Genomic DNA, 26,662 nt, shown 5'->3' with positions numbered 1-26,662 from the left:
GGCCGGCGGGGTAATCAGGGTTTCGAGATTCTGTTCGTCTGACCAGCGCTTTACTTCCGGCTTCCTTCGGATTCCAGGTTGCCCGCAGCACCGTTGCCTTTCGCTAACTTCCCCCTGTCGGGCCCGACGCGGTTTGGCCGAACCCGGAAGTTCGTCGCAAGCCGCACCGCCAACGGCGGTGAACTTCGGCTGTCGATCCGTATCAGCCGTCGGGAACGGTGCGGCATCAAGGGCGGCTGCTGATGATCTTCGTACCTCGCTTCGCTCTGGTTCACAGCCTGTGTGGGCCACGCGATGTCATCTTCAGATCGTCCTCCTCGCGCACTACCATTCCTTTACGATCCGATGATCTTGACGTGATTTGACGGCACTCGGCAGGCTATGCCGCGGCGCCCAATCGGGCCGCAAACGCTCATCTGCGCGAAATCTGTGTCAGATACGGAATAACTCCGCATCTGACAGGTTCACTCCAATGAGACACCTGTTTATAACAACGGGAGAACCATCGTGCGTACCCCAAGCCCCCGTACCGTGCTGACGATCCTGAGCGTCGTCATTGTTCTGGCGATCTCGGCGCTTTGCGACTCACCTGCCTTCAGTGCCGGCTTACAGACCGACGGTACGTCCAACGAAACCCCCTTCCTCGCGGAGAACAATACCGCCATGACAAGGATGATGGACGGCATGTCGACGAGACCGACAGGCAACGTCGATCGCGATTTTGTCGCAATGATGGTGCCTCACCATCAAGGTGCCATCGACATGGCGCAGGCCGAACTGCGTTACGGTCACAACGAACAGTTACGCCGCATCGCGCAAGAGATCGTCGTCGAGCAACAACAGGAAATTGTCGCCATGCGCGTCGCACTCGGGCAGCCATTGCCGCCACCTGCCGCCGCCCCGGACCAGCAAAAGCCGGCGTCTATGCCTGTCGCACCTGTTCACCGGACGTCCGACCACGGCATGCAAATGAACACGCCAAACCGTATGCAGGAGGACCGGCAATGAAACGCCAATCAAGAATCACCATCGCGTTGTCTGCAGCCATGCTGGTGGCGACTCAGCTCGCGTGCGCTGGGCAGGCCCCTGGATCGCAGTCCGATCCTGACATTCCCGTAAGCCATCACGACCGCGTTTACGCCGCTGAGCAGTTTTCGAACACGGTGTCGGTGATCGATCCGGCCGACACCACGCTGCTCGGCCTGCTTCGGCTCGGCGATCCCTCGCCGGGCAATTTCAGTCCGTTGTACAAAGGTCAGTTACTAGTGCACGGCATGGGTTTCTCGCCGGACCATCACACGATTGCGGTTGTCTCGATCGGATCGAACTCGGTTTCATTCATCGACACGCAGACTAACGCCGTCAAGCATGTCACCTACGTTGGCCGCTCGCCTCACGAGGCTTTCTTCACGCCCGACGGAAAGGAGGTCTGGGTGACCGTGCGTGGTGAAAACTACGTCGCGGTACTTGACGGAAAAACGTATGAGGAGAAAACACGCATTATTGTCCCGGCTGGCCCCGGAATGCAGATATTCTCGCCGGATGGGAAATACGGTTATGTCTGTTCGTCCTTCAACCCGGAGATCGAGGTGGTGTCCGTGGCCGACCACAAGATCGTCGGCACGGTCCAGCAGGCCAGCCCTTTTTGTCCCGACCTGGCGGCGACGCCCGACGGCAAGCAGGTCTGGTTCACGCTCAAGGACACCGGCAAGGTCCAGGTGTTCGATGCAAGGCCGCCATTTGCGCTGATCAGGACACTCGACACAGGCCCAATCACGAATCACGTGAACATCGTACATAACGACAAGGGCACGTTCGCGTACGTCTCCGTTGGGGGCCTGAATGTGATCAAGGTGTTTCGAACTGACAACTTTTCGCAGGTCGCGACGATACCTGTCGGCAACTTGCCGCACGGGCTCTGGCCGTCGGGGGACGGCAGCCGCATCTATGTCGGGCTGGAGAACGCCGACGCGATGACTGCGATCGACACACTGAGCAACAAGATCATCGCGACTGTGCCCATTGGCCAGGCGCCGCAGGCCGTCGCCTATGTGCCGAATGCGGTGCCGGAAGGTGATGGTACGCAGAATCTGCAGACGTTGGGCCTCGCTGGTCAGAGCGTCCACCTTGCACTGGTGCCGGTGGGCGCGGGCAAGACGGCGGACGCCACCCATGCACCTACGACTGTCGCGTTGTTCGACCAGGGCTTGGTGCAGGTTCTCCAGGCCGCTGTCTCGGGTCTTCAACCGAAGCAGCCCTATGTTCTAGGTCTTGCCGATAACCCCGATGGCACGGGTGACCTGCAAGTGCTCGCGAATTTCATGTCCAATCCGGCCGGCTCGGCGATCGTCAATGCTCTCGGGCAGATTCGCCAACTGGTCACACCAGGAATGGGCCATGCCGCTGACAAGCGCCGCTACCTCGTTGTCGCGCCGCAAGCGTCGGGTAAGCCTGGTGCCCCCGTACAGGTCCAGTCGCCGTAACCGGTTCCGCCGCCACGTCTCGTTCGCGGCGGCGGAACGGTGTGCGGTGCGGCTATCTGATTCTGGTAGTCACGGGAGCGATCCCGTCGCGGCGGCGAATTGAATGAACTGCTCCTGAGTGGAACAGACGCCGGAACGTCTGAGCGACGGTAAGAGGAACGACGCTTCATGGCCAGGTCCTGCCTGTTGGGGATTCGCAGGACATGACCCGTTCGAATCAGTCCCGCTTCGCAATCACACCTCCGCTAAACGACAATCATCTCGGCGGAGTGGTAACGTCGTGTCGACAGAACCCCGCGTTTGTAAGGTCCCTGTGCCACACTTTGATGTCAACCTATCGTCGACGCAGGTGAATGCGATGGATCAGCTACATACTGCCATGACTGCCCCCATTCTTTGCGCCGACTCCGCGGTATGGTTTTCCGCCTATGGGTTCGGCTGGGGATACTGCGCTTTCGCGCTGCCGTTTGAAGTCGTTAGTGAAGAGCTTGGCGCTCGCAATGAAACCGTCCAACAGGTGCGACTCGCGTTCGAGTTGAACAAACGCCGAATTCTAAGTACCGTGCAACAGTATGAAGCAGCATCTGCAACAGGCGAGCGCATAACGCTCTCGGTCGCGGATCTTCAGCGCCGGACGCCCGACGTCGTTTACTTCGGAGCATAAATGCCGACAGACCGCGCTTGGCCGACCTCTGCCTGACGGCGATCGGTCGACCCGTTGCTGCCGGTCGAGCCGACGCCGTTCCAAAGGCAGGTATCAGATCAGACGGGTCATTCGGCACGTCGCGCAAGGACATGTCGGCGGTCGCAGCCGGATAAGCGTCCTGTTAAAACGATCGACTGTCTCTCGACCTCTTCCCGCTCTTCATAATGCAACGGGGCGCCAGATACATCCCGACTCGCCTGCCTGTACGAAACATATCTGTCTAACCTCCGGTGCTCGCAAACTTTTCGAAATGCAGCTGAGAATCCTGAAGGCCTGAAGTCGCCAACCACTTCCTGATCGCTTCAACCATCGGGGGCGGGCCGCATACATACATGTCGAAAGGTCGCGCGGCGAGTGCCTTCGCGTCGAAATGATCCGTAACGTACCCTGTCTTCCCGCTCCAATCGGGCGACGAATTCACGACCACCGGCACGTATGAGAATCCCTCGATACGATCAACATACCCTTTCAACCGTTCAGACTCGCACAGATCGCCGACGTTGTTCACCCCGTAGTACAGTGTCACGGGTTCACCGCAGCCACCACGCGACGCCATCTCATCCAGCATGCCGAGGAACGCCGAAAGGCCCGTTCCGCCCGCGACCATCACAAGCGGACGTTCGACGTGTCGCAGGTAGAACGTTCCAAACGGCGCTTCGAGGTCGATTGACTGACCGGGCGAACAGCGTTCGCGCAGGTAATTGCTCATGGCGCCATCAGGCAGCAGGCGGATAAGAAACTGCAACTGATTGTCGTGGTTAGGCTGATTCGCGAACGAATAGGAACGCCATGCGTCCGTCTCCGGTACCAGGAGGCGAGCATACTGACCAGGCAGAAAGTCCAGCCGCCTGCGCACGGTGCTCGCGTCGAGATGCAGAATTGCCGTCGAGCCGGATACTTTCTCCATGCGGGTGACGGTCGCCGTCATGCGACCTATATCGTCGGTGTGGCATAGCGTCGAGTCGAAGTCAAAGAAGAACGATGCATCCGATCTGACTCTGGTCTGACACGACAGCATATTGCGTTGCGCGCGATCCTCTGCAGAGAGCGCTTCGTCGTCCACATAGTCCTGTGCATATTCGCCTGATTCACAGCGTCCCTTGCACGTGCTACAGACGCCTTCGCGGCAGTCGAATGGGATCTTCACGCCATTGCGCAATGCCGCGTCCAGCAAGATCTCATTTGCGCCGACATCGAAGAACAATGTCTTTCCATCGGCAAAACTGAAGGCCACCTTGTGATTCATCTCGATGCCCCCGATTACAGATGGTAAAAGTCCAGGACCGCGTTGATGCGGTCATTGAGCAGCAGTGCGTGTTTGCGCACAATCTTCCAGCTATCGCCGTCGGCACGCAGTTGGTAAGTCCCGTGGCCGAAAAAGTGCTCCGACACGCCATGACGCGCGTAAAACGTTGCCCAGTTGACCTTTGCTTCCGTCAACCCGTCCGGCCCGCCAGAAACACGTACATTGCTGATTTGATGGAGGGTACGCGGTAACGGTGTCGACGCGGCCGATTTGCCGGTGCGCAGTCGAAACACACGATCTTCCAGTCCGGAGCGATTCGCATAGTAGATCAGTGACAGACCGCGCCGGGGATCTGTCGTGTACTCGAATTCCGAATCCCACTGCGGCACGTGGAATTCGCATCGCTCGTCAAAAAGGGCGAGGTAAGCATCCCAGTCCCGCGCGTCGCAAAGTTCGGATTTGCGATAAAAGAACTGTTCAATTGAAGGCTGCAACGGGTTCATGATCTCAGACCTCCTTGATGCTCAGTGACTTCTGCCGCAACCCTTTCAGCAATAGCGCCTGCCATGCGCCGTGCTGGTTCACATACAAACCTTCATGCGTGAACTCGGAACCTGTTAATGCGGGTGAGATGCCCAACAACGTGCTGTTAGGTGTTTCCTGTTCCATCCATTTGTGATGGCCTCGCGAAATGTCGCTCCAGCGCTCAAGGCGCGCCTGAAAGCCCCGCTGCGCTTCACGAAACTCCACGAGATCGTCGGGTGTGCCCATACCCGACACATTGAAAAAATCCTCGAACTGGCGGATGCGGCTCTCACGGTCGCTGTCCGATTCGCCCTTCACGCCGATGCACTGGCTGATCACCTCGGTCTTGTTCCACGCGATTGGACGCACGATGCGCAACTGCGAGCTGATCTGGTCCATGAAGAAAAGACTCGGGTACACGTTCAGGTTGCGCAGCCGATGCATCATCCATTCAGCGCGCTGCGTGCCGTACTCCTGAACGAGGCGTGGCATCACACTCGCATAGCCGGGTCGCACCTCCGGATTTGGCATGTCACTGAATAGCACCGAATGCCCGTTACGGAACGAGAACCAGCCGTCGTCGGTCTCCGCGTCGCCAGCACCGAGCTTGCTGTAGTCGAGCGTGCCGTTGGTTGCCGCACCCTTTTGCACATTCGATTCATGACGGTGCTTGACGGTCGCCACATAGTTGTAGTGGACTGTACTCACGTGATAGCCGTCGAGTCCATTCTCGTTTTGCAGCTTCCAGTTGCCGTCGTAGGTATAGGTCGACTTGCCAGGAAGCACCTCGAGCTCGCCGGTAGGCGACTGTGCGACCATCATGTCGAGAAAGACGCGCGTGTCGCCAAGGTAGTCTTCGAGCGAATCCGTGGCTGCCACATCAAGGCTAACGAACACAAAACCCTTGTAGCTTGCAATGCGCGCCTTCTTCAGGCCACGCGTGCCTTTGTCGAAGTCTTCACAATATTCCGACGGCGCCTTGACCTTGACGAGCCGCCCGTCACTCTTGTAGCACCATGCATGGAACGGGCACGTGAAGGTCGACTGATTGCCTTTGCTCATGCGCGTGAGCGTGGCACCGCGGTGCTGGCACGCATTGACCATCGCGTGAAGCGCACCACTGCCGTCCCGGCTTATGATCAGCGGCTGGCGGCCTGCCTGCATCGTGATGAAATCATGCGGATGCGGAATTTCGCTCTCGTGACATGCATAAATCCACGCCTTTTCGAAAATCAGTTCCATTTCGAGCGCGAACAGTTCAGGCTCCGTGAACATTTCGCGAGCGATCCGGTAGACGCCCTCTGCCGGACGGAAGTCCAGGCAGCCGCTCACAAACTCCTTCCATTCAGCTACGTTTCTTACAGTATTCATCGTCGTCCTCTCATGTCTGCCGCCGGCTGACGGTGCAAGGCACGCACCGCATGCTTCCCGTCGGTATGCGTTACGCTGCGTCGCTGCACAAGGTGCCCGGTAACCGGATCCTTTTGAATTCAGGCGCTCGCACGTTCACGTTCGACTTCAGCTGGCGGCGCGCCGGCTGTTTCGCCATACAGGCGGAAATCGAAATCGATCGATGCGAAAGGCGTCGTCACGCCCCTCCGTGCGAGTTCTTCGGGCGCATCGACACGGCGTATGGCGGGCACAAGACCTTCACGGCTTGCAAACGCGAAGTCGTCCCAAAGGTAGCGGTCGCCATCGATATTGATCTGCGTCGTGAGCTTGCGATGACTCGCTGCCGACACGAAGAAGTGGATGTGCGCCGGACGCTGTCCGTGACGGCCTAGCAGGTTGAGCAACTGCTGAGTCGTGCCTTCGGGCGGGCATCCATAGCCGACAGGCATGATGCTGCGCAACGAATAACGCCCGCTGTCATCGGTCAGGATGGACCGCCGCAAGTTGAATGGCGACTGCGTCTTGTCAAAGTGGGAATAATTGCCACGCGTGTTTGCATGCCACACTTCCACCTTTGCGTTCGGCAAGGGGCGTCCGTCTGCTCCGTAAACCGTGCCCTGGATGAAAAGCGCTTCCGCGGCCTCTGGCTCACTCTCGTCGTCGAGCCGCGCGAAGCCAACACTTTCGGGTGCGCCCGCAACATACAGGGGGCCTTCGATAGTACGCGGCGTGCCGCCCGTCAAGCCGGCGCGCGCCTCAGCCTCATCGCTGCGAATATCGATGAACCGCTCGAGGCCGAGCCCTGCGGCGAGAAGACCGATTTCGCGAGTGGCACCAGCCTGCGCGAGATACTCGAGACCCTTCCAGATCTCGCCAGGCTGCAGATCGAGGTCCTCAATGGCCTTGAACAGATCGCCTGTCAGGCGAACCACCACCTCCTGGACGCGCTCATTGCGTACGCCTTTGGCTGCGTCCACGATAAAGCACTTCACCAGTGCATCTATGTCGTCGTGCATCATGCTAACTGCTCCTTCAATGCGATCCGAACGAGAAACCACCACCGTTCTTTTGGTAACCAAAGAAAATGCAAAAAAAACTTTGCGGAGATATATCGCTAATTAAAATGATGCACATACCGCAGGACCACCCTCGTCCCCTGGGGGCGATTTCTGGCGTCCCGCTCGAAGTAAGTGTTAAAAAACACATGATCGTGCTGCGAAAAGCTATACATCGCACCTGGCCCGATCGCCCAGACTGCTTCGCGAGTCCCCGGCACGTCTGCGCCGTTCACCTTCATGTCGGTGATCTGCCGCAGCCAATACCCGTTCAGTCCAATCCGAAGACCGGGGCGAACTTCGTACTCGGTGGCAAGGTTTACATGAACGGCCTGGCCCGCCTGAGATGAAGTGACATCGGGTCCGAGCGCCGTCGCCGGGTCGTGGTTGGTCGCATTCCACAAGTAATGCAGACGCCATGAAACGGTCCACTTCGGCGTCAGCCAGACGGTCGCCGCCCAGTACGGGTTGAACGACCAGAAGTGGCTGCCCGGATTGATCGCCTTGCGCGGATCGTATGCCCCCGTCGGCACGATGAACTGGAACTCAAAGCGCTGCGCGAAACGCGGACCGTTAGCGCCCATCACGGGATCGAACTGGATGAACGGTCCAATCAGCAGATCACCGATACCGTTCTGTGAGCTCAGCGCTGTGTTGCCCAGGCCATCGTCCACATGCGCCGATGCGATCCATGGCAGCATCAGATTGAGACCCGGATGCGCGGTCGCAAATGTTAGGGGCGACTGGTATGTGAGCTGCGTGATGCCCGCAAAGATATCGATATCCTGCTTCGGCAGCGGCACCCGGTTCCCCGCGTTGTCGTTGATTCGCCCCGCCGTGTAGTACTGGAAGTACTGCTGCGCATACCAACCCGATCCAGCAGGCGGCAAGCCGTCAAGAAAGCTTGTCGCGCCCAGATTGACGGCCGGAAGATCGTTGGCGGAAGCCGGCGAAGCGAAACACAATACCGCCACTGATACGAGACATGGCAAGAGTCGAGCACCGTTGTTTCTCATTGACAGCACCTTCTATCAGATTGTCATGGTCGCGAAGCGTCAAATGTGCGGATGCGGTGAAACAACCCGATAAGCGCCTGCATGAAAGACGAGGGGTGCTCTGCCAAACGACTCATACTCCTCGACACCGCCAATGAAGATGAGGTGATCGCCACCGTCGTATTGACCGACGTTGCGACACACGAAGTGAGCGGCACTACCGTCGATGAGCGGCACGCCGTCGGGACTATCGACGCAGGGCACGCCTGCAAACTTGTCAGGAGATGCCGTTGCAAAAGTACGCGAAAGATGCTGCTGATCGTCGGCCAGCATGTTGATGGCGAAATGCGTAGTTGCAACAAAATCGGCCATGCTCGGTGACGGTTTTGCGAGACTCCACAAAATCAACGGAGGGTCCAGCGACAGCGAAGAAAATGAATTCGCGGTTAGCCCTATTCTTCGGCCATCTCCCGTGCGTGTCGTGATTACCGTGACGCCTGTCGGAAACTGGCCGAGTGCGGAGCGGAAATGCTTCGAATCGAACGGGCGGCTGCCCGTCGCGAGCGCATCGAGATTGAGGTGAGTGGTCATGTGTGATCTCCTGCGGGTCGTTCGTGGTCAGGCGGCAGCCCTGGTCTTTTCGCGGATGAACGCGTTGCATGCAGCCGGATCGAACCACCACGGCGAAAACGTACGCGGATCATCGAAGCCATTGACGATCCCGGACGCAAGCGCCTGCGAATCGCCGGCAACGCGGAGCAGATCGAGGATGTGGGGCGGCGGCGGCGTGAGCATCGAATTGGTCCACCTGACCACGTGTTGCGCGTAGTCCCAGTAACGGTCGAACGTCTGCTGCATCCAGTCCTCGGAGAAGGGTGCCGATTCTCTTGCGAGGATTGCGTTCAGGTACACCTTGCTGCATTTCGCCGCGCTGTTCGAACCTTGCCCGGTGATAGGGTCATTCACCACCACCGCATCGGCCATCCCAAAGATGGTCCGCCCGGAGGGCAGCCGGAAGAACGGCTTGCGTACGGTGGGTGCAAAACGACCGGACAGAACACCGTTGGGATCCGTCAACTGCACATTCGCGCAACGCTCTGCTTCCCAGGGAACGTACTGGCGGACAATGTCGAGACTTCTTTCCAGATGCTGCGCGGGTGTTTTTACATTGCCCCAGCGATCCAGCGGTCCGCCAGGAATGCCTTCGAAGACCATGATTTCGCAGGGCCCCGTCACCGTCAGGGCCGGGAACACGAAATACTCTCCTATTCCAGGCAACAGGTTGAAGCGCACCCGTGAATAGGGCGTCGACGGCGTCATGCCCGTCACATAGGTCAGGGCCAGGACGCGCTGCGGCTGACTGAATGCGCTACGCTCCGGGTCGCGTCCGAGCAGGTTGACTACCTCGCCCTTGCCTGCTGCAAGCAGCACAAGATCGTGGCTCGCGCTCAACTGTTCGAGCTCCGGCACCCCGACATCGACGATGCGCACATCGGCTCCGCGCCGTGCAACTTCTTCGAGCCATGCCGCCATCTTGATCCGTTGATCGACGGCCTGTGCATAGCGATGCAGACGCGCCGACCAGTCGATGATTTTTTCGCCGGCCACTTCCGGGTGCGGCACAGCGACACTGATTCCCTCAATGGAAGGACACGCTTCCTCCCATCCGTTCAGACCGAGATCGCGCTCGGTTTGCAGGGATTCATTGAACATGCACTGGCTGGACATGACCCTGCCTGTGCGAATCTGCTCTGCGCTGCGATTGGTGGCGAGCGTGATCCGATAACCCTGATCGAGCAAGGCCAAAGCCAGTTGCAAGCCTGCCTGTCCCGCTCCGACGACTGCAATGTTTCTCATGGACGATGTCTCCTGAATAGGTTGTTGTCTGGGAAAAGACGCATGGGCGTCGATGCGTTATCCGCCGCGCACCCTCGCAAGGTTTCATTCGGCAAGCCTGGGGATCGCGGGTATGTTCTGTTCCGGTCCCATCGTCGAGTAGCCGCCATCCACCGCGTAGTCCGCACCCGTCACGAAGCTGGCCGCATCGCTACACAGGAACGTGACGACCCGGGCAACCTCTTCGGGATTGCCGACCCGCCCCAGAAGGTGAAACGAGGCAGCGACACGATCGGCTTTCGCGCGATTCCCGTGTGTGAGTTCATGCATCACGCGGGACCACGTCCAGCCCGGAGACACGGAATTCACCCGGATGTTGTCGACGGCGAGATCCATCGCCATGCTGCGCGTCAAATGCCTGAGCGCGGCTTTCGATGCCGGATAAAGCCACCGCCCCGTTTGCGCGCACTGGGCCGAAATCGAACTGAAATTCACGATCACACCCCCGCCCTGGTGTTTCATGTATGGGTAGGCCGCTTTCGCAAGCATCACGGCGGAGATCACGTTGACGTCCATGGCGCCGAGCCAGTCATTGCGGCTCGCACTAAAGCCGTTATCCACGTAACTGCAAGCAAGGTTCACAAGAATGTCGACCGCACCGAAACTGTCGACCGTTCTGGCAATCGCGTGATCGATGGCCTTGTCGTCGGTGATATCCGTCTGGACGAAAATGGCGTTTTCGCCGAGCGCGTGTGCTGTGCGCTGACCGTTTTCCGCATCGATGTCCAGAACGGCAACCCTGGCGCCGGCGTCGGCCAGATCCTTCGCGACGGCCGCGCCAATCAGCGTGGCGCCGCCTGTGACGATCGCCACCTTTCCTGTCAGTGATGTCATGGTGTTCTCCGTGGATTCGTCAGCGTGGTTCAACGTGCTGCGCTGTCGGCGCTCAGCCAGCGGTTCATCAGCGTGTTTGAAGGGAGGGTTTCGTCGAGCAGTTTGTGGGCCGTCTCGGCGCCCGCGACCGGCAAGCCTTCCGGCTCGAGCAGACCGATCTGCACCAGTACACTCGCCTGGTCCCAGTAGATGTGCTCGTGATAGAGCTTGTCGCCGCGAAATTTGACAATCGCAACGAGGGGTATCTCGACACGCTTTCCAGTCGGTGCAACGCCTGGCAGCATCCAGTCGATTTCCGTCGTATGGGTAAAGCAGAACAGCAGTTCGTCGACGATCTGCGTTGCGCCAACCGTGCGCGACACTGGGGTGATCGTGGTATCGGGCGGATTGTTATGGACGAAGTGATGGCGATAAAAACGCTTGAGTTCGCTGTACCCGACGCCGCCCGTCATCGTGGGAATGTGATTGACGTACGGCTCGGGTACCATCGTGCGCATGGTCGCGTCGACGTCGCGCGTGGTGAATTCATGAGCGAGATGCGCCTCCCAGAGCGAAGACAGATCGTAGTGCGGACCCATCTCGCGCCTGAACGCCGCAACCGTGCGTTGATGCGCCATCGTCGCAGCAGCCTTGTCCCAGTGCTCGCCGCGTGCCCGGGCAAATGCGTGATCCAGGCCGGGATACGTGTAAATCTCGACGCACTCCCGCCTGGACAAAGCCGCCTGGATCTGCTGCTGGGCTTCGGCAGGGCAGAAGCGGTCCTGCCCGGCGATCTGCAGCACCAGCCGTCCACGCAGGTTTTCGGATTCATCAAGGGCCGTTTCGATACCGACACCGTAATAGCTGACGGCACAAGCGACGCGCGGCAAGCGGCACGCAGCGAGGTACGCCAGCTTGCCGCCCAGGCAAAAACCAAGCACACCGATTTGACCGACGCATTCGGGAATCGAACCGAGCGCACTTATGGCTGCATCGATGTCTTCGACGCCTTTGTCGTGATCGAAGGCGCGATACAGAGCGAAGGCACACTCGGCGTCTTCGGGCGAATAGTCCAGTTCAATACCCGGTTCGGCGCGCCAGAACAGATCGGGAGCAAGGACGGTATATCCTTCTTCGGCGTAGTAGTCGGCCACTTCGCGCATCGTCCCGTTGACGCCGAAGATCTCATGGCAAAGCACGATGCCGGGACCTTTCCCGTTCGCCGGCGTCGCCAGATAGCCGCGAAAAGTGGCGCCGCCCGCGCATGGAATTTCGATGTATCGACCTTTCATTTGAGCCTCGACATAGGGTGGTTTGTGAATCAAGTATTGGTGGCCAATACTGGGTGCACTATCCGTTGCCTGCGACCGGTATCCAGGAAATGCGGAATTCGTCACTGATGCCGCGGATCCGCGTGCAAGTCACAGCCACGAGGCCATCGCAGGCCTTTCCGTCTCAGGCGGATATACCCGCCACGATCTGTCGTCGTGTCTGAAGAAGAAAAGTGCTAGCGTTCCCATCGGCCCCGACGTCTCGACGCAGACATAGCGTTGGCGATGCAGTGAGAGTCGACTGAACCGGGTCACACGCGTGCGCACGGCGTGCGTCGGTGCGAGCCATTTATCGACCAGTCCGCGCAGCGATTTTTCCGTGGCGTGCATGTCGTTCTCCATGACGGGTGCAGATCACATTGCGCGCGCGATGCAGCGCATGCCGTGCAGTTTCAGTGTGAAGATCTGGAGGAACAGGCCCGTTACGGCACGCAGCGCCAGCATGGGATGGGCGAAACATGCTTCGACCTGTTCACTGCGGCTTTCCCCATACAAGCACCAGTTGCAGAAATGCTCGCAGTTGTTGCGCAACAGCCGGTAGCGGTTTTCGCCCAGTCGCGAGCGGGCGCGGCGAACTGCTTCGGCGCCGACGTATCTCGCCATAGGGTTCGGCTTGACCGCGATTTCATGCCCTGAGGCAAAGCACTCGATCGTGGTTTCCTCCACCGGACCTCGGTGCAGAGATCGGCAGAGACCGGCGTAGTGCACCACCGTTCCATTTCCCACATAGATGCCGTGATGGTCGTATGCGGATCGGCGAGCAATAATGTGGCTGCCCTCATCCGGTTCAATGTCAGTCGGCAGAGTGCTTGACCGCACGCGTTCGGATCCGACCCGCACGAAGGTCCTGTCGAGTCTCCCATTGAACTGCCTGGATGCCATGGCACACCTCCGTAGGCGCTGGGGCCATGATCAAAGCATGAGGCGCCGGCTTCCGCCGATCTATCCACCGAATCCAATCGATGTCCGGAGAGTCCAGAAATTGTGTCCGTCCAGGCCGGTCGTTCGTGCACCGTTGTCTCACCCTTGTGCCGGGTATTTGCCGATGTGAACGAACTCGGATTTCTCTAGGATCGAAACGAAATGGCCCGTTTATTGCGAGCGCGATGAGTCATATAACAGGTATCGCGACAGCGATATCCGAATCCTCGCAGTACTATCCGGATAACACGGCGATTCCGCGAACGCGGCGAACGTGTTGCATTGCACAAGTGCATGCGTGCTTGGTGGAGAACTTATGGAGCACTGGTCGGCGTTCGGTGTCGATGGGCAACGGCTGGCAACCGCACCCTGTTTCAATCGCGACAACCTTCTGCTTCAGTCAAACGATCTGGAGGAAGTTCGCGCGAGTGTTGGACGCATCTTCAAGCCGCACGGACTCGAGTTGGCAGGCGGGTCTCATCGTCTGTTTGGCCGCATGCACCACGCGCGGCATGGCGACCTATCGCTGAATCTGCTTGATTATGGGAGTGAGGTGACCATAGATCCAGGACCCCTGGAGAGCTTTTTCCTGCTGCAGATTCCGGTTCATGGCAATGCCGAAATCGAATGCGGCAACAAGCGGTTCGTGTCGTCCGCGCTTGTAGCATCACTTCTTTCTCCGTCGCTGCCCTTACGGATGCACTGGAGCGACGCGTGTCCCCAGGTTCTCCTGAAAATCGAACGCGGGACCCTGGAGCGTCACTGCGAGCAACATCTGGGGGAGGCGTTCAGGCGACCGGTCGAATTCGATCCGGAACTGCAACTGGGATCCGCTGGCGGCGTTTGCGTGATGCAACTGCTGCCGTCTTTGGCGGACGTATTGAGTTTCCCGGACCACCCACTGCGCAATCCGCTGGCCTTCAGTCAGTTCGAGTCCACTCTCATCAACGCGTTGCTCTACGGCCAACCGAATAGTGCCCGGGCCGGACTTCGTCATCCCGTCGGCGCGCTCGCGCCGTTCTTTGTCCGCCGTGTCGAGGAATTCATTCGCGCAAACGTGCACGAGCCTTTGACCATCGAGCGACTTGCGGAGCACGCTGGCGTCAGTGCTAGCACCTTGTTCGCCGGATTCAGGAATTACTACGGCCTCAGCCCAATGGCTTATGTGCGACAGTTACGCCTCGAACGTGTCCGAGCCGATTTGCTCGCCATGGAAGCATCGAACGCCTCATCAATTACTGACGTCGCAACCAAATGGGGATTCGCGCATCTCGGCCGGTTCTCACTGGAGTATAAGCGGCACTTTGGTGAATCGCCGTCGGCTTCTCTACGCTACCGGGGCAAACCTGGCTAGCGCGTCCAACACCCGAGGTTTTATGGCCCACTTTACGCATTCTAGGTAGGCGCTTGCGGACCGGTCGCGTATGTGTCCACGAACGTCCACTGTTCGATTCGGAACTGCCGCTCCAATGGCTGCGGGGGCCGAAGCAGCGAATGGCAGCTCGTGGCCGCACGCTGCCTGATGCCCTTTGGCTCATCGCGACCCTCAAGGCGCAGCCAACGTTCCCGACAGCGGCCATTGGCAACGCCAACTAACCGGCTGTTCGCCCAAATACGCCAATAGGGATCGCTTACTGACATCCGACTGATCGGATCAACCAGCTAGGTGTCTGACAATTTTCTGAACCGATGGGATATTCGGAGCACTTTGGGCTGGCAAATCGTGCGGACACCACGGATAGGGCAGCATCCGCACCCATTCGAGAATTAGTTGGCTCGATTCTCCGGACAGGTTTTTCATCTCTTCGATGGTTATTTTAAGCTTCGAGACCTTTCCCGATCCATCTTGACAAAGCCATTCGTATCTACCGAAACCCATGCGTGCCGCGCCTGATACCTTTTCGGTCATGCATACGAGCCAATTGCAACGGAATGAGGTTTCGTCGTCTGGCGGTGTCCCCAGGCACAACGTGTAGATGTTCTCGTAGCGCTGCGCGAACTGGCTTACCAAAACAGCTGAAATGCCATCCACGCCTTTAACCAATGTCGGGAATGATATCTCCTCGGTTTTGACTTCCATGACAAGCTCGGCATCAACCGTGAACGCACTGGGCATCAAATGCGGCCGGTTTCCGTCCTTCGCATGAATGTAAGTCTCGATCGATCGTCGTAGCAGTGTCATTTCGGCGTCCGCAAGCTAAGGGGTATTCCACAACGAGTCTACCGCGATGGACTGACGCTGCTATTGATGCCCCTACGGCGTTACGGACATGCCGGCCCTCACGTATCGTGAAATGGGTTCAAGAGCAGAAATTGGCGACGTACGCGATGTCCCTCATGGCCGACTTCTGTCCGACTCGGCCTCGGCGCGGTAGATGCTCACGCGACCAGACAATGTAGTCCAGTCATACCAACCTTGTCGCTCAGTCGCACAACTGCGGCGGCAGTCGCACTCACTCTGTCGCCCTACAGCATCGATATCCGTTGCGCCAATATGTCGGCGCAAAAATAAATCATTTCGGCAAGCTGAAAAAAATAAAACGGCGGCGCCAACAATATGCAGCGCGACACCACGCCTGCACGCTCCACAGCCCACGCGTCCGCATCATGTCTCCTTCTGCCTACTATCAAAGCACCGGCCATTCAACTCCGCACTTCCACATTCCGCGCCGATTAAGCCATAATCCCGCTAGCTTACATTTTTTAATTTTCAGGTAAATTGCTGAAAGCAGTGCGACCGCTGCGCGACGATCGAGGTGACCCATCATGTTGAACGCCACACTGACCGCCACCACCGCCCCGGCCGCACGATCCAAGGACTCGCTGGGATGCCTCTCGAACCAGCTCGGCCGGGACCTCGAACTCGACACGGGCGAGTTCAAGTTTTATCGCAAGTCCACCGCGGACGACAAACCAAGCGCGGTCGCCATGCACGGTTCCGATCGCGGCTTCCTGATCGGCGTGTCGCTCAAGCCTGGCCACCGGCGGCGCATCTATTCGGCGCACCGTTGGACGACCCACGACTTCGGCCAGGATAGCGTCTATATCCGCGACTTCGCGGACGACTACCAGGCCGATCTGCAACGCGGATTCGATTTCGTGCTGATCGAACTGTCGCGTGCTTTCATCGCGAACGCCTGTTATGAGCGCAACGGTTCAAACGTGCCGCGCCTCGCCACGCTCGCCGGTCGCCACGATCCAACGCTCGGCCACTTCGCGCAGATCCTCTCGCTCACGCTGGACCGCAAGAGCGACGCAAGCCCGCTGTTTGTCGAACAGTTAGGTCTCGCCATCGGCACACATCTGCTCGATCGATACGGCGACACGGCGTGCTCGTCCTTCAGCAAGACCCGGCGCCTTTCGAGCTTGCAGGAAACCCGCGCCAAAGACATGTTGCTCGCGAAGTCGCAAGGCAACGTGTCGATCGAAGAAATCGCCAACGCATGCAACCTCTCGCGCAGCTACTTCATTCGCGCCTTTCGCGAAACCACGCATCGCACGCCGCATCAATGGCTGCTCGAAAGGCGCATCGACCGGGCTCGCGATCTCCTGAGAAATTCGGACTATTCCCTTTCCCAAATCGCCATTGCATGCGGCTTCTCCGACCAGAGCCATTTCACGCGGACCTTCTCGCAACTGGTCGGCACGCCGCCCGGCACATGGCGCAGACAGGCCACCGGCTGAGCGGCCGGACCGTCGAACAAACGCCGCTGACAGCGCCGCCCGCCTCCTGAATCATGCCGCTATTGCAACGAACGAACGGCGTTCGCACGCACCGTTAGACTTTCCTACAAAGCATCGCACTAACCGACAAGACGCGCGTGATTTGCCAAGGTACTTTCGAGCCCATCGACGATGGCTGTTCGAGCCTGCGCCGCCGCAGCGAGGACATGCAAGGCGCTCACCAACCACCGAGCGGCACATCGCCCTCTCACGCTCATTGTCCCGGGACTTGAAAACGACATGATTGAACTAGGCCGCTTTCAAATCGATCTGGAAATGCGCAGCGTGCGGCGAGACGGCGAAGCGCTGCATCTCGGCTCACGCGCCTTCGACATTCTCGCCGTCATCGTGTCCGCCGCCGGCCGTCTCGTCACGAAAGACGAGTTGATGAATGCGGTCTGGCCGAACACCGTGGTGGAAGAGAACAACATCCAGGTGCATCTGTCAGCGTTGCGCAAAATTCTCGGCGCGGACCGGCATCTGATTCTCACCGTGCCCGGCCGCGGCTATCAGCTTGTGCATCGGCAAAAGCCGGCCCCTGTGCGGCCCGCCAATCAGGTTTGCGCCGGGCGTTCTTTGCCTTCGCCCAAAAGCCGCCTCGTGGGCCGCGACGCGGCAGTCGAACAGCTCCGCGCGATGCTGCAGGACGCGCATGTGCTGACGCTGGTGGGCGCGGGCGGCATCGGCAAAACCAGTCTCGCGATCGAAGCCGCGCGTCAAGCCGAAGAGAATTTCGCCGAGCCGACCTGCTTCGTCGAACTGGCCACGCTGACCACGTATGACGGCGTACTCGGCGCCATCGCGGAAGGCTGCGGGCTGCTCACGGAAGGCGCGGCGCCCGCCGTCACGCAACTCGCCGCGGCGCTCGCGCACAGGCATCGGCTACTGGTGCTCGACAATGCCGAGCATGTGATCGGTTTCGTGGCCGAAATCGTGGAAGCATTGACGGCGGGAAGCGATTCGCTGCGTGTGCTCGTGACGAGCCGTGAACCGCTGCGCATCATGCCCGAAACCGTATTTCGCGTGGATCCCCTGGACGTACCGCGCTTGCATTGCACCGATGCGGAGATCCTGCAACAGTCGGCCGTGAACCTGTTTCTGCTGCGCGCCAACTCATTGCAGTACAAGGTGGGGGCCGAGAGCGCCGAATTGCGGCTGGTCGGCGAGATTTGCCGCCGGCTGGACGGCATTCCACTCGCAATCGAACTGGCCGCGGCGCGCGTCGCGGCGCTCGGTGTGGAAGGCGTGCATCGGCGGCTGGACGATCGCATGGCGATTCTCGCGGGCGGCTACCGCACCGCGCTGCCGCGCCATCAGACCTTGCGCGCCACCTTCGACTGGAGCTTTGCGTTACTCGACGAAGACGCGCAGTGTCTCTTCCGGCGGATCGCCGTGTTCGGCGGCGTGTTCACGTTCGAGGCCATGTGCGCGGTCGTGTGCGATTCCACGTTGACGATCGCGAACGCGATCAGCGGGATCAGCGAACTGCTGGCCAAATCGCTCGCCAACGTCGAGTTCGACGGGCCGGTCGCCAAGTACCGGCTGCCCGAATCGACGCGAGCCTACGCGTTGGAAAAACTGCAGGCCGAAGGCGAGCGCCCGGCGTTCGCTTCGCGCCACGCGCGCTATCTGTCCACCTGCTTTCAGTTGCGCACGGCGCCGGCCGTGCCGCGCGACGCCGAGCGCGCCACGGTTCTCCACCACTCGTTCGACGACGCGCGCAGCGCGTTCGACTGGGCCTTCTCCCCCGAAGGCGATGTGTGTCTCGGCGTCGATCTCGCGTCCAACCTCGCCGATGCGCTACTCGACGGCGGCATGATCGCGGAGGCCTGCGCACGCGCCGAACGGGCGGTCGGCGTACTCGACCAGCTTCCGGCCGGCACGGTGGGCGCCGCCTGCGACATGCGGGTGCGCGCGGCGTTGGCGACGGCCTTGCCGTCGGTTCACGGGTGCGTGGCGCGGTCGGCCGAACTGTGGCGTGATGTTTTTGCGCTGGCGATCGCGAGCGGCGACCGCGCGTTTCAGGCGCGCGCGCTGTGGGGCCTATGGAACATGATGCTCTCCAGCAGCAACATCCACGAATCGATGAAGTTCGCGCGGCAATTGCAGCGTCTCGCCGAAGACGAAAGCAATGCATGGCAAGCCGTTCTGGGCGACCAGGCAGTAGCCATATCGCAGCATTGTCTCGGGCAGCACGCGGAGGCCAAACGGAGACTGCTGGACGCGCGCGAACGCTTTGCGCAACTTGAGGGCGAGTCGCAGCGGGACAGCGCGTTCGCCGTCGATCCGCTCGTCTATTGCAATGGGACGCTCGCGCGGATCGCCTGGCTTCAGGGCCAGCCTGGTGAAGCCATGACGCTGGTCGATACGCTCGTGAGCCGGGTTCGCCCCGAAACGATGGAGCCATCGCTCACGCACATGCTCGGCGCCGTGGCCGCGCCGCTCGCGCTGCTGTCGGGCGATCTGAGCCGCGCCGGGGCGTACCTGGAGATCATGCGCTCGCAGGCAGCGCTGCATCGCTTCGACGCGTGGGTGGAGTATTGCGGCTGCCTGAGCGCTTACCGCGACATCCTCGACGGACAGGTGGCGCCGGCGCTGCCGATCCTGGCCGCATCGCTCGATGCATTGATTGCGCGCGGCTTCAGGCGCCTCGTCACGTTGTTTGTCGTCGTGCATGCGGAGGCGCTCGTGAGCGTGGGACGCCCTCGCGAAGCGACCAGCCGTCTGAACGACGCGCTGGCGTTTTGCCAGCATCACGGTGAACTGATGTTTGTGCCGGAAATCTGGCGTGTGCTGGGGATCGCCGCGCACGCTGAAGCCGGTGTGCAAGCCGGTGCCGGCGAAGAATTCGGCGACAGGCTCACTCACGCGCTCACCTGTTTCGCGACGGCACTCGAAATGTCCCGCGCGCAGGGCGCGAGAATGTGGGAGCTGCGCGCGTCGCTGGCCATGGCGGCACTGCTGCGCGACCAAGGCCGGAATGACGAAGCGATCGAAGTGCTGGAACAGATCGCAGCGTATTTCGACGCGTCAGCCAGTGCCGCCGATGTGCGCTCGCTGTTCACGATGATCAGGGCGCTGCGCTCACGTCACGGCAAGACAGGACAACGAGCGGCGTTCGCAGAGTCTGGCGAATCAGTTGATGGATAACATCGAGAGCTTCGTCAACGATACGCCGATGAATCTGGCGAGCGAGGCGTATTGAGCTTGCTAGCCGCGCCGCCTGTATGTCGAGCGACGCAGCTGCCTGCCTTGAACGCCGCTTACGCCTGACGGAAAATCGGCGCGCCCCACGGCGCTCCAATCGTGCCGCCGTCCACGACGATTTCCGCGCCGGTCATTCCCGACGCGTCGCCGGAAGCCAGGAACAACACGGCCGCCGCGACTTCTTCCGGAGCGGCGAGGCGCGCCATCGGAACACGCGGCGCGAGCGCCTGTTCGGTGCCGTCGAGCGTGGCGCCCTCGCGCGCGCCACGCGTCCAGATCGGCGTGCGCGTGCCGCCCGGGATCACTGTATTCACGCGAATACCACGCTGCACCAGTTCCGACGCGAAGACCTTCGCCATACCCGTGATGCCGGCCTTGGTGGCCGAGTACGCCGACGAGCCAGGCGAGCCGAGTTCACGCATGACCGAGCCGTTCAGCACGACTGCGCCACCCGCGCTCATCAATGGCAATGCGGCTTGCACCGTCAGAAAGACCGCCGTCAGATTCGTGCGGAGAATGGCCTCGAACGCCGCGGCCGTCGTGCCGCCGAGCGGCGTCGGACCCGAGATGCCGGCATTCGCGAACACGATGTCCAGCGAGCCGAATTTGCTCTTGATCTGTTCGAACAACGCGTCGATGTCCGCTTCGTTATCCAGATTGGCCCGCACGCCCAGCGCATTGTCGCCGAGTTCGGACACGGCCTGATCCAGCTTCGCACCGTCGCGGCCGGTGACCACCACCTTTGCGCCTTCGGCAATCAGCAGCTTCGCCGTGACGAAACCAATGCCGCTATTCCCACCGGTAATCAACGCTGTTTTTCCTGAGAAACGCATCAGCTCTCTCCTTGATTGCGCCGCGAACGCGCCGATAGTCACGGCCGTGCGACGCCTGTAACGGTTAAGCGGCCAACAAACGCCGCCGCGTGCGGACATCCGCGAAAGATGCCCTCATCCAACATTCTGCATGTTGATCATCATGCACATTTTCAGTATTATGCTCATCATGCAGATTGTCAAGAGGGGTGATGGAAATGGGCTACTCGCAGGCGCAAAAAGCAGAAAGCCGGCAGCGTGTGCTGGAAACAGCGGCGCGGCAGATTCGGGAAGATGGCATCGAGGCGCTCGGCGTGGCGGACTGCATGCGGCGCGCCGGTCTCACGCATGGCGCGTTTTACGGTCACTTCGAGTCGCGTGACGCCTTGATCGTCGAGGCGCTGGAGTATGCCGTCGCGCTGAGCGAGAAACGGATCACCGCGACCGTGGCGGCCGCGAACGCGAACGGCTCGGCGAAAAAAGAACCGTTGCGCGTGATCGCCGAAATGTTTCTCAGCGAGAAACACATCAAGGATCCGGGCAACGGTTGCGCGTTGTGCTCGCTTGCCGGCGAAGCGCGGCACGCGGCGCCGGCGGTTCGCGAGAGTTTGACGCAATACGTGCACAAGCTGGCGGCGCGCATCGCGCAGACGCTGGCCGGCGATAGCGAAAGCCTGGCGCTCGGCATTGTCGCGACCATCGTCGGCGCGGTGACGCTGGCGCGTGCCGTCGACGACCCTGAAACAGCCAGATCAATTCTGGCGGGCTCGCTGGATCTGATCGTGGCGCAAGGCGCCGAAGCCTAGCTTGATGGAGCGGCGCCGGCACAGGCCAGCGCCGCCCTTCTGTCGCCTCAATGCGTGTCGGAAACTACAAGGCGCGCGTCAGCGCTTCAATGATCGTCGTCGCGATCGAAGCCGCACATGCGGTCCGACTCGCCGTGGTCGCGGCGGTGGTCGTCGTGATGATCGTCATCCACACCGGGCAATTTTTGCGCAACATAACCGGGCAAGTCGCTCGGGTCCCACGCGAAGGCGAAAAACTGATTCGGGTTCGCGATACCGGCCGGGTGGTTGGTATCGGTAACCGTGCCTATGAAGTCGTTGTCGTTGGCAACGAACAGCGTGTGCTTCTTCGCACCGCCCACCACGACATCGGGACCGAATGCCAGACCTTCCAGCTTCGCCGGAATATCGTTCGCGTTGTAGCCGTGGGCGGTGAGCGCGGCAACCAGGTCCACAAACAGCGTCTTTTGCACCGCATACGGCGCGAGGCCGGCCTCGCCGCTTGCGTTGCTCACGTCCTGAGCGCCGTTCAGGTCGATATGGAACACCTTCTTGAATACGGCCGTCGAGTTATCGCCCAGGCCCTGGCCGTCCCGCTCATCCATCAGCATTTCGTGATCGTTGACGGCCACCACGTCGCTGATGGTCGGATATTTGGGCTTGGCTGCCGTGCCGATGTTCGTCAGCGGATACGCGAACTGGGTCGTCTTGCCGGTGCGCACGTCGATCCTGACGATGCGCGTGTACGCGCCTTTCGTACCGCCATCCTGGATCAGCGGGCTTTGCATCGCGCCGAACAGCGTCTTGCCGTCCGGCGAGATCGCGAGACCTTCCATGCCCTTGTTGGCGACACGGCCCGAGGTGTTCTCCGAGATTTCGTCGTTGCCGATCGGGCTCAGTGTGGCAACCGCGAACGTGTCCGGCAGCTTGTACGTGTCGATCCGGCGGCCGCTGCGGCGATCGAAACGATACACGTAAGGGCCGTACTCGTCCGAGATGAAGACGCTGTCGCCGTCGTTGCTCACGCGCACGCTTTCGGGATCGAAGCGCGCGTCGCGGTCGTTCGTCGACAGGCGGGTCGGATCGAAGTTGTCCGAGCGGCCGGTGAAGTAATTGGTGTGATTGCGGCGGTTGAGCGCGGGTGCGCCGTTGGGCACGCCCGCGGCAGCGCCTGTGCCGTACACCAGCCTGTCGTCGGTGTGAAGCAGCGTCGTGGCGAGCAGGGTCGGCGTCATCGTGTACGGAAGCGACGCACCGCTCGCGCCCGGTTTCAGGCGCAGACGCAAAGTCTGAAAACGGTTGATATACGAAGCGGTGTCGTCGATCGCCGGGTTGTACGAGACCGCATTCGGACCGCGGTCCGGTACGGCGACGAACGTATGGCATCCCGCGTAAGCGATGCCTGAACCGAGACCGCCGAGCAGATTGCCCGCCACACCGTTCTCCAGCGGCGCCGCGGTTTCCTTCGATAAGTCGCTGGCGAGGCCGCTGAGCTGGCCGACCGCGATGAGATCGATGCCGGCATGCGCGGCCGTTGCGAAGAAAAGCGACGAAGCGATCGCCGTCAGAGCAAAGATTCTTGAACGGGACACGGTGTCTCCTTGATTGGAAGGCTGGTTTGTCGACGGATCGGGCGCGCGGCGTCGTGCATGGGCGCTTTTGTCCGAGTGGATGTGCGAAAGACGTTGAAGGCGGGCCGGCCCGCGGCCCGTCGGCCGATTGAAGGCCGCCGGTAATACTGCGTGAGGTTCGTGACCGAATAATGACGCCTGGAACCAGCCTTGAGACGACGGCGGCAGCATTGCACTGCGCCGGAAGGGTCGATGGGTGCCCGCGCCCTTACCCGATCACCAATCCCGCGTCGGCCAGCGAACGGCGCAAACCCAACTTCGGATACGCCCGATCCACCGCGCGCACGTCCGCGCGCGTTTCCTCGATGATCCAGTCGCGCACGTCCGCCGCGGCGGGCCGCAGCGGGCGGCTCTCCGGCCACACCAGACAGCAGCGCCGGTTGGTGACGATCAGTTCCTGTTCGGCCGGCTGAAGCGCGCCTTCCAGCAGCCAGTGCGACACCACGTTCAACCAGCCGAGCGCCACGCCCTGGCCGAGCAACGCGGCCTGCACGACGATCGCGTAGTCGTTGAAACTCAACATGCTCGCGGCGTGCCGTCCGTGTGCCGCGAACGCTTCAAAGCGCTCATGCCAGCCGCGCTCGCCGTCGTCCATGACGATCACCGTGTCGCCGTGCGCGCGCCCCGCCTCGGTGGCCGCAATCTCGTCATAGCGCCGGTTGCACACCGGCAGCAGCGTCTCCGGCATGACCAGCACGCTGTTCTCGCCGATTTCGTCCTCGCGCCGAAAGCGCATGCCGAGATCCACGTCGACGAGCGGGCCGCCGATGCGCCCCGAGATCAACTGGAACCGCAAGTCGACATGGGGGAACGCCTGATTCAGCCGGTTCATGCGCGGCATCAGCCAGTGCGTGGTGAAGGCCGTGGACACCGACAGCGTGACCGACTCCACGCCGGTGGCGCGCGCCTCGATCTCGCGGATCGCGCCTTCAATGCCATTGAAGCCCTCGGAGATCTTCCGATAAAGAATCTTGCCGTTCTCGGTCAACTCGATGCCGCCGCGCACGCGCTCGAACAGCCGCACGCCGAGATGGTCCTCCATGCGCGCGAGCATGCGGCTCACCGCAGGCTGGCTCACATATAACTCCTGCGCCGCGCGCGTGAAGTTGCCGCAGCGCGCGGCGGCTTCGAACACGAACAGCGCATTGGCGCTCGGCAGTTTTTTGCGGAGATTAGGCATGATCTGATGTTATGCCTTCTCCAACAATTTGGGAATTGCCGCCAAAAAAGGCGAAGCCTATATTTTCCCTAACGCAGGCTTCTACAGCGAGACATGACGCAATGGACGCACGAGCGAAAACAGGTGTTTCGATCCGATCGGCAGCGAAACGTTATGGCCAGGTGGTGGCCCTCGACGACGTTTCACTCGACATCGCCCCCGGCGAATTCGTCTCGCTGCTCGGCCCTTCAGGCTCGGGCAAGACCACCCTGCTCGGCATTCTCGGCGGCTTCGTGCAGCCGAGTTCGGGCGCGGTCTGGGTCGGCGAACGCGACATTACATTTGCGCCGCCGCATAAACGCGACATCGGCATCGTGTTTCAGAACTACGCGCTGTTTCCGCATATGAGCGTCGGCGAGAACGTCGCGTTTCCATTGCGCGCGCGCCGTCAGCCGAAAGGCACGTGGGCGAAGAAAGTCGCCGACGCGCTGGCGATGGTCGAACTCTCCGGCTACGAAAGCCGCGGCATCGGTCAGCTTTCCGGCGGTCAGCGGCAGCGCGTGGCGCTCGCCCGCGCGATGGTGTTCGAGCCGCAACTGATCCTGATGGACGAGCCGCTCTCCGCGCTCGACAAGCAGTTGCGCGAAACCATGCAGATCGAACTGCGGCGGCTGCATCGCAAGCTCGGCGCAACGATCGTCTATGTGACGCATGACCAGCGCGAAGCGCTCACCATGAGCGACCGCGTGGCCGTGTTGAAAAACGGCCGGCTGGTGCAGATCGACACTCCTGAACGGCTCTACGACCGGCCGTGCGACGCCTTCGTGGCGAGCTTCATCGGCGAGGCGACGCTGCTCGATGTGACGCGCGCCGGCGACGACGCCGTGCGTCTCGGCGATACCATTCTGCGCACCGCGCATCCGCTGCCACGTGGCAACAAACTGCTGCTCGCGGTGCAGACCGAAAAACTCGTGATCGACGGCGGCGGCGTGCAGAACGGCAATGTGAACCGTCTATCGTGCCGCGTCACCGAGGTGCTGTATCAGGGCGAGAGTCTGCGCGTGTTCGCCGCGCTCGCCGACGGCACCGCCATCAGCCTCAGACAACCCGGCGGCCACGACGCGCGCCGCCGCATTCCCGAGCCGGGCGCACAGATGAGCGTCACGCTCGACCCACAGGACACGATCGTCGTGCCCGCCTGATTTTTTCCGCCCACGCATGGGGCACTCCCTCTCCGATTCACCGCACATTGCAAAAGGATGATTTCATGAAGCTCACCGATTTCAAGGTCCTGACGTTCGACGTCGTCGGCACACTCATCGACTTCGAGCGCGGCGTGCTCGCTTCAGTTCGGCGCATTGGCGGCCCAAAAGCGAAGGACCTGACCGACGACCAGATCTTCGAGCCGTACATGCGCGGCCGCGCGACATATCCGGGCCGTTCGAGCCACGAAATGGCGAATGTCTATCTGTCGCTCGCGAAAGAACTCGGTCTGCCCGACGACGCGCAATCGGCCGCCGCCTTCCAGCGCGACGTGCTCGAATGGCCGGCGTTCGCGGATTCGGTCGCGGCGCTCAAGCGTCTGCGCAAGCACTTCCGCCTGGTCGCGATGACCAACGCGGACCGCGTGGCACTCTCGGCCTACGCGCACACGCTCGGCGATCCGTTCGACGACACCGTCTGCTGCGATGAAACCGGCGTGGCCAAGCCCGACCCGCAATTCTTCGCATACAACCGCGGCCGTCAAGCGGCGTTCGGCTACAAATTCGGCGAAATCCTGCACACCGCGCAGAGCCAGTATCACGACATCGGCATCGCCACGAAACTCGGCTATGCGACCTGCTGGATCGAACGCCGTCAGAACGTGAAGGGCTTCGGCGCCACGCCCGTGCCGGAAGCGGTGACCACGCCGACCTTCAAGTTCGCGACGCTCGGCGCGCTCGCGGACGCTGTCGAAGCCGAAGCACGCCTCGCCGCCTGAG

At 60.9% G+C, this 26,662-nt stretch carries 23 protein-coding genes; 9 read left to right on the top strand and 14 right to left on the bottom strand.

Annotated features, from left to right (window positions below; all coding sequences use genetic code 11):
- The first annotated feature begins 507 nt into the window (after positions 1-507).
- From B0G73_RS21175 to B0G73_RS21165, 3 genes are all read left to right on the top strand, one after another.
- The gene (locus B0G73_RS21175) at positions 508-1,008 is read left to right on the top strand and encodes a DUF305 domain-containing protein (RefSeq protein WP_106283224.1); all 501 of its coding nucleotides are present in this window, start codon (positions 508-510) and stop codon (positions 1,006-1,008) included.
- Complete coding sequence (locus B0G73_RS21170; RefSeq protein WP_106283223.1) at positions 1,005-2,483, top strand: YncE family protein; 1,479 nt, start codon at positions 1,005-1,007, stop codon at positions 2,481-2,483. Before B0G73_RS21175 ends, B0G73_RS21170 begins: the two co-directional genes overlap by 4 nt.
- A 358-nt stretch (positions 2,484-2,841) precedes the next feature.
- Complete coding sequence (locus tag B0G73_RS21165) at positions 2,842-3,147, top strand: hypothetical protein (RefSeq protein WP_258193399.1); 306 nt, start codon at positions 2,842-2,844, stop codon at positions 3,145-3,147.
- 262 nt (positions 3,148-3,409) lie between these two features.
- Here B0G73_RS21165 and antC read toward each other — a convergent pair whose 3' ends face one another.
- From antC to B0G73_RS21110, 10 genes are all read right to left on the bottom strand, one after another.
- Complete coding sequence (gene antC / locus B0G73_RS21160) at positions 3,410-4,435, bottom strand: anthranilate 1,2-dioxygenase electron transfer component AntC (RefSeq protein ID WP_106283222.1); 1,026 nt, start codon at positions 4,433-4,435, stop codon at positions 3,410-3,412.
- A gap of 14 nt (positions 4,436-4,449) precedes the next feature.
- Positions 4,450-4,938: an anthranilate 1,2-dioxygenase small subunit gene (gene antB / locus B0G73_RS21155; RefSeq protein ID WP_106283221.1), complete on the bottom strand. Its 489-nt coding sequence runs from the start codon at positions 4,936-4,938 to the stop codon at positions 4,450-4,452.
- Between the two features lie 4 nt (positions 4,939-4,942).
- A complete protein-coding gene (gene antA / locus B0G73_RS21150) occupies positions 4,943-6,331 on the bottom strand; it encodes an anthranilate 1,2-dioxygenase large subunit (protein WP_106283220.1) in 1,389 nt (462 codons plus the stop codon).
- 119 nt (positions 6,332-6,450) lie between these two features.
- The gene (gene catA / locus B0G73_RS21145) at positions 6,451-7,371 is read right to left on the bottom strand and encodes a catechol 1,2-dioxygenase (protein ID WP_106283219.1); all 921 of its coding nucleotides are present in this window, start codon (positions 7,369-7,371) and stop codon (positions 6,451-6,453) included.
- A gap of 95 nt (positions 7,372-7,466) precedes the next feature.
- The gene (locus tag B0G73_RS21140) at positions 7,467-8,423 is read right to left on the bottom strand and encodes a transporter (RefSeq protein ID WP_106283218.1); all 957 of its coding nucleotides are present in this window, start codon (positions 8,421-8,423) and stop codon (positions 7,467-7,469) included.
- A 39-nt stretch (positions 8,424-8,462) separates the two neighbouring features.
- On the bottom strand, positions 8,463-8,993 hold the full coding sequence (locus B0G73_RS21135) for a flavin reductase family protein (RefSeq protein ID WP_106283217.1): 531 nt from the start codon (positions 8,991-8,993) through the stop codon (positions 8,463-8,465).
- A 27-nt stretch (positions 8,994-9,020) separates the two neighbouring features.
- The gene (locus B0G73_RS21130) at positions 9,021-10,259 is read right to left on the bottom strand and encodes a styrene monooxygenase/indole monooxygenase family protein (RefSeq protein WP_106283216.1); all 1,239 of its coding nucleotides are present in this window, start codon (positions 10,257-10,259) and stop codon (positions 9,021-9,023) included.
- An 84-nt stretch (positions 10,260-10,343) separates the two neighbouring features.
- Positions 10,344-11,132, bottom strand: coding sequence for an SDR family oxidoreductase (locus B0G73_RS21125; RefSeq protein ID WP_106283215.1), 789 nt, complete (start codon positions 11,130-11,132; stop codon positions 10,344-10,346).
- Between the two features lie 29 nt (positions 11,133-11,161).
- Positions 11,162-12,403: a dienelactone hydrolase family protein gene (locus B0G73_RS21120; protein ID WP_106283214.1), complete on the bottom strand. Its 1,242-nt coding sequence runs from the start codon at positions 12,401-12,403 to the stop codon at positions 11,162-11,164.
- A gap of 393 nt (positions 12,404-12,796) precedes the next feature.
- Positions 12,797-13,324: a lecithin retinol acyltransferase family protein gene (locus B0G73_RS21110; RefSeq protein WP_106283213.1), complete on the bottom strand. Its 528-nt coding sequence runs from the start codon at positions 13,322-13,324 to the stop codon at positions 12,797-12,799.
- Between the two features lie 355 nt (positions 13,325-13,679).
- Between B0G73_RS21110 and B0G73_RS21105 the strand changes: the two genes are divergently transcribed.
- Positions 13,680-14,717, top strand: coding sequence for an AraC family transcriptional regulator (locus B0G73_RS21105; RefSeq protein WP_106283212.1), 1,038 nt, complete (start codon positions 13,680-13,682; stop codon positions 14,715-14,717).
- 300 nt (positions 14,718-15,017) lie between these two features.
- On the opposite strand, the gene B0G73_RS21100 is transcribed toward B0G73_RS21105, so the two are convergent.
- Positions 15,018-15,443 (bottom strand): hypothetical protein, encoded by a 426-nt coding sequence (locus tag B0G73_RS21100; protein ID WP_258193398.1) that lies wholly within the window; start codon positions 15,441-15,443, stop codon positions 15,018-15,020.
- Positions 15,444-16,129: 686 nt separating this feature from the next.
- On the opposite strand from B0G73_RS21100, the gene B0G73_RS21095 reads away from it, so the two are divergent.
- A complete protein-coding gene (locus B0G73_RS21095) occupies positions 16,130-17,047 on the top strand; it encodes a helix-turn-helix transcriptional regulator (RefSeq protein ID WP_106283210.1) in 918 nt (305 codons plus the stop codon).
- A 279-nt stretch (positions 17,048-17,326) separates the two neighbouring features.
- Positions 17,327-20,236 (top strand): winged helix-turn-helix domain-containing protein, encoded by a 2,910-nt coding sequence (locus B0G73_RS21090; RefSeq protein ID WP_106283209.1) that lies wholly within the window; start codon positions 17,327-17,329, stop codon positions 20,234-20,236.
- A 113-nt stretch (positions 20,237-20,349) separates the two neighbouring features.
- On the opposite strand, the gene B0G73_RS21085 is transcribed toward B0G73_RS21090, so the two are convergent.
- Positions 20,350-21,126, bottom strand: a complete 777-nt coding sequence (locus tag B0G73_RS21085) for an SDR family NAD(P)-dependent oxidoreductase (protein WP_106283208.1) — start codon at positions 21,124-21,126, stop codon at positions 20,350-20,352.
- A 197-nt stretch (positions 21,127-21,323) separates the two neighbouring features.
- On the opposite strand from B0G73_RS21085, the gene B0G73_RS21080 reads away from it, so the two are divergent.
- Positions 21,324-21,911, top strand: a complete 588-nt coding sequence (locus B0G73_RS21080) for a TetR/AcrR family transcriptional regulator (RefSeq protein WP_106283207.1) — start codon at positions 21,324-21,326, stop codon at positions 21,909-21,911.
- 86 nt (positions 21,912-21,997) lie between these two features.
- On the opposite strand, the gene B0G73_RS21075 is transcribed toward B0G73_RS21080, so the two are convergent.
- Together B0G73_RS21075 and B0G73_RS21070 are read right to left on the bottom strand one after the other, a co-directional pair.
- The gene (locus tag B0G73_RS21075) at positions 21,998-23,482 is read right to left on the bottom strand and encodes an esterase-like activity of phytase family protein (protein WP_106283206.1); all 1,485 of its coding nucleotides are present in this window, start codon (positions 23,480-23,482) and stop codon (positions 21,998-22,000) included.
- Between the two features lie 247 nt (positions 23,483-23,729).
- Complete coding sequence (locus B0G73_RS21070) at positions 23,730-24,701, bottom strand: LysR substrate-binding domain-containing protein (protein ID WP_106283205.1); 972 nt, start codon at positions 24,699-24,701, stop codon at positions 23,730-23,732.
- A 101-nt stretch (positions 24,702-24,802) separates the two neighbouring features.
- Between B0G73_RS21070 and B0G73_RS21065 the strand changes: the two genes are divergently transcribed.
- Both B0G73_RS21065 and B0G73_RS21060 read left to right on the top strand, forming a co-directional pair.
- Positions 24,803-25,882: an ABC transporter ATP-binding protein gene (locus B0G73_RS21065; protein WP_106283204.1), complete on the top strand. Its 1,080-nt coding sequence runs from the start codon at positions 24,803-24,805 to the stop codon at positions 25,880-25,882.
- 65 nt (positions 25,883-25,947) lie between these two features.
- The gene (locus tag B0G73_RS21060) at positions 25,948-26,661 is read left to right on the top strand and encodes an HAD-IA family hydrolase (RefSeq protein WP_106283203.1); all 714 of its coding nucleotides are present in this window, start codon (positions 25,948-25,950) and stop codon (positions 26,659-26,661) included.
- Position 26,662 lies beyond the last annotated feature (1 nt).

It is taken from the genome of Paraburkholderia sp. BL25I1N1 (genome assembly GCF_003002025.1).
Classification (GTDB): Bacteria; Pseudomonadota; Gammaproteobacteria; order Burkholderiales; family Burkholderiaceae; genus Paraburkholderia.
This window is presented reverse-complemented; position numbering and strand designations above follow the sequence as displayed.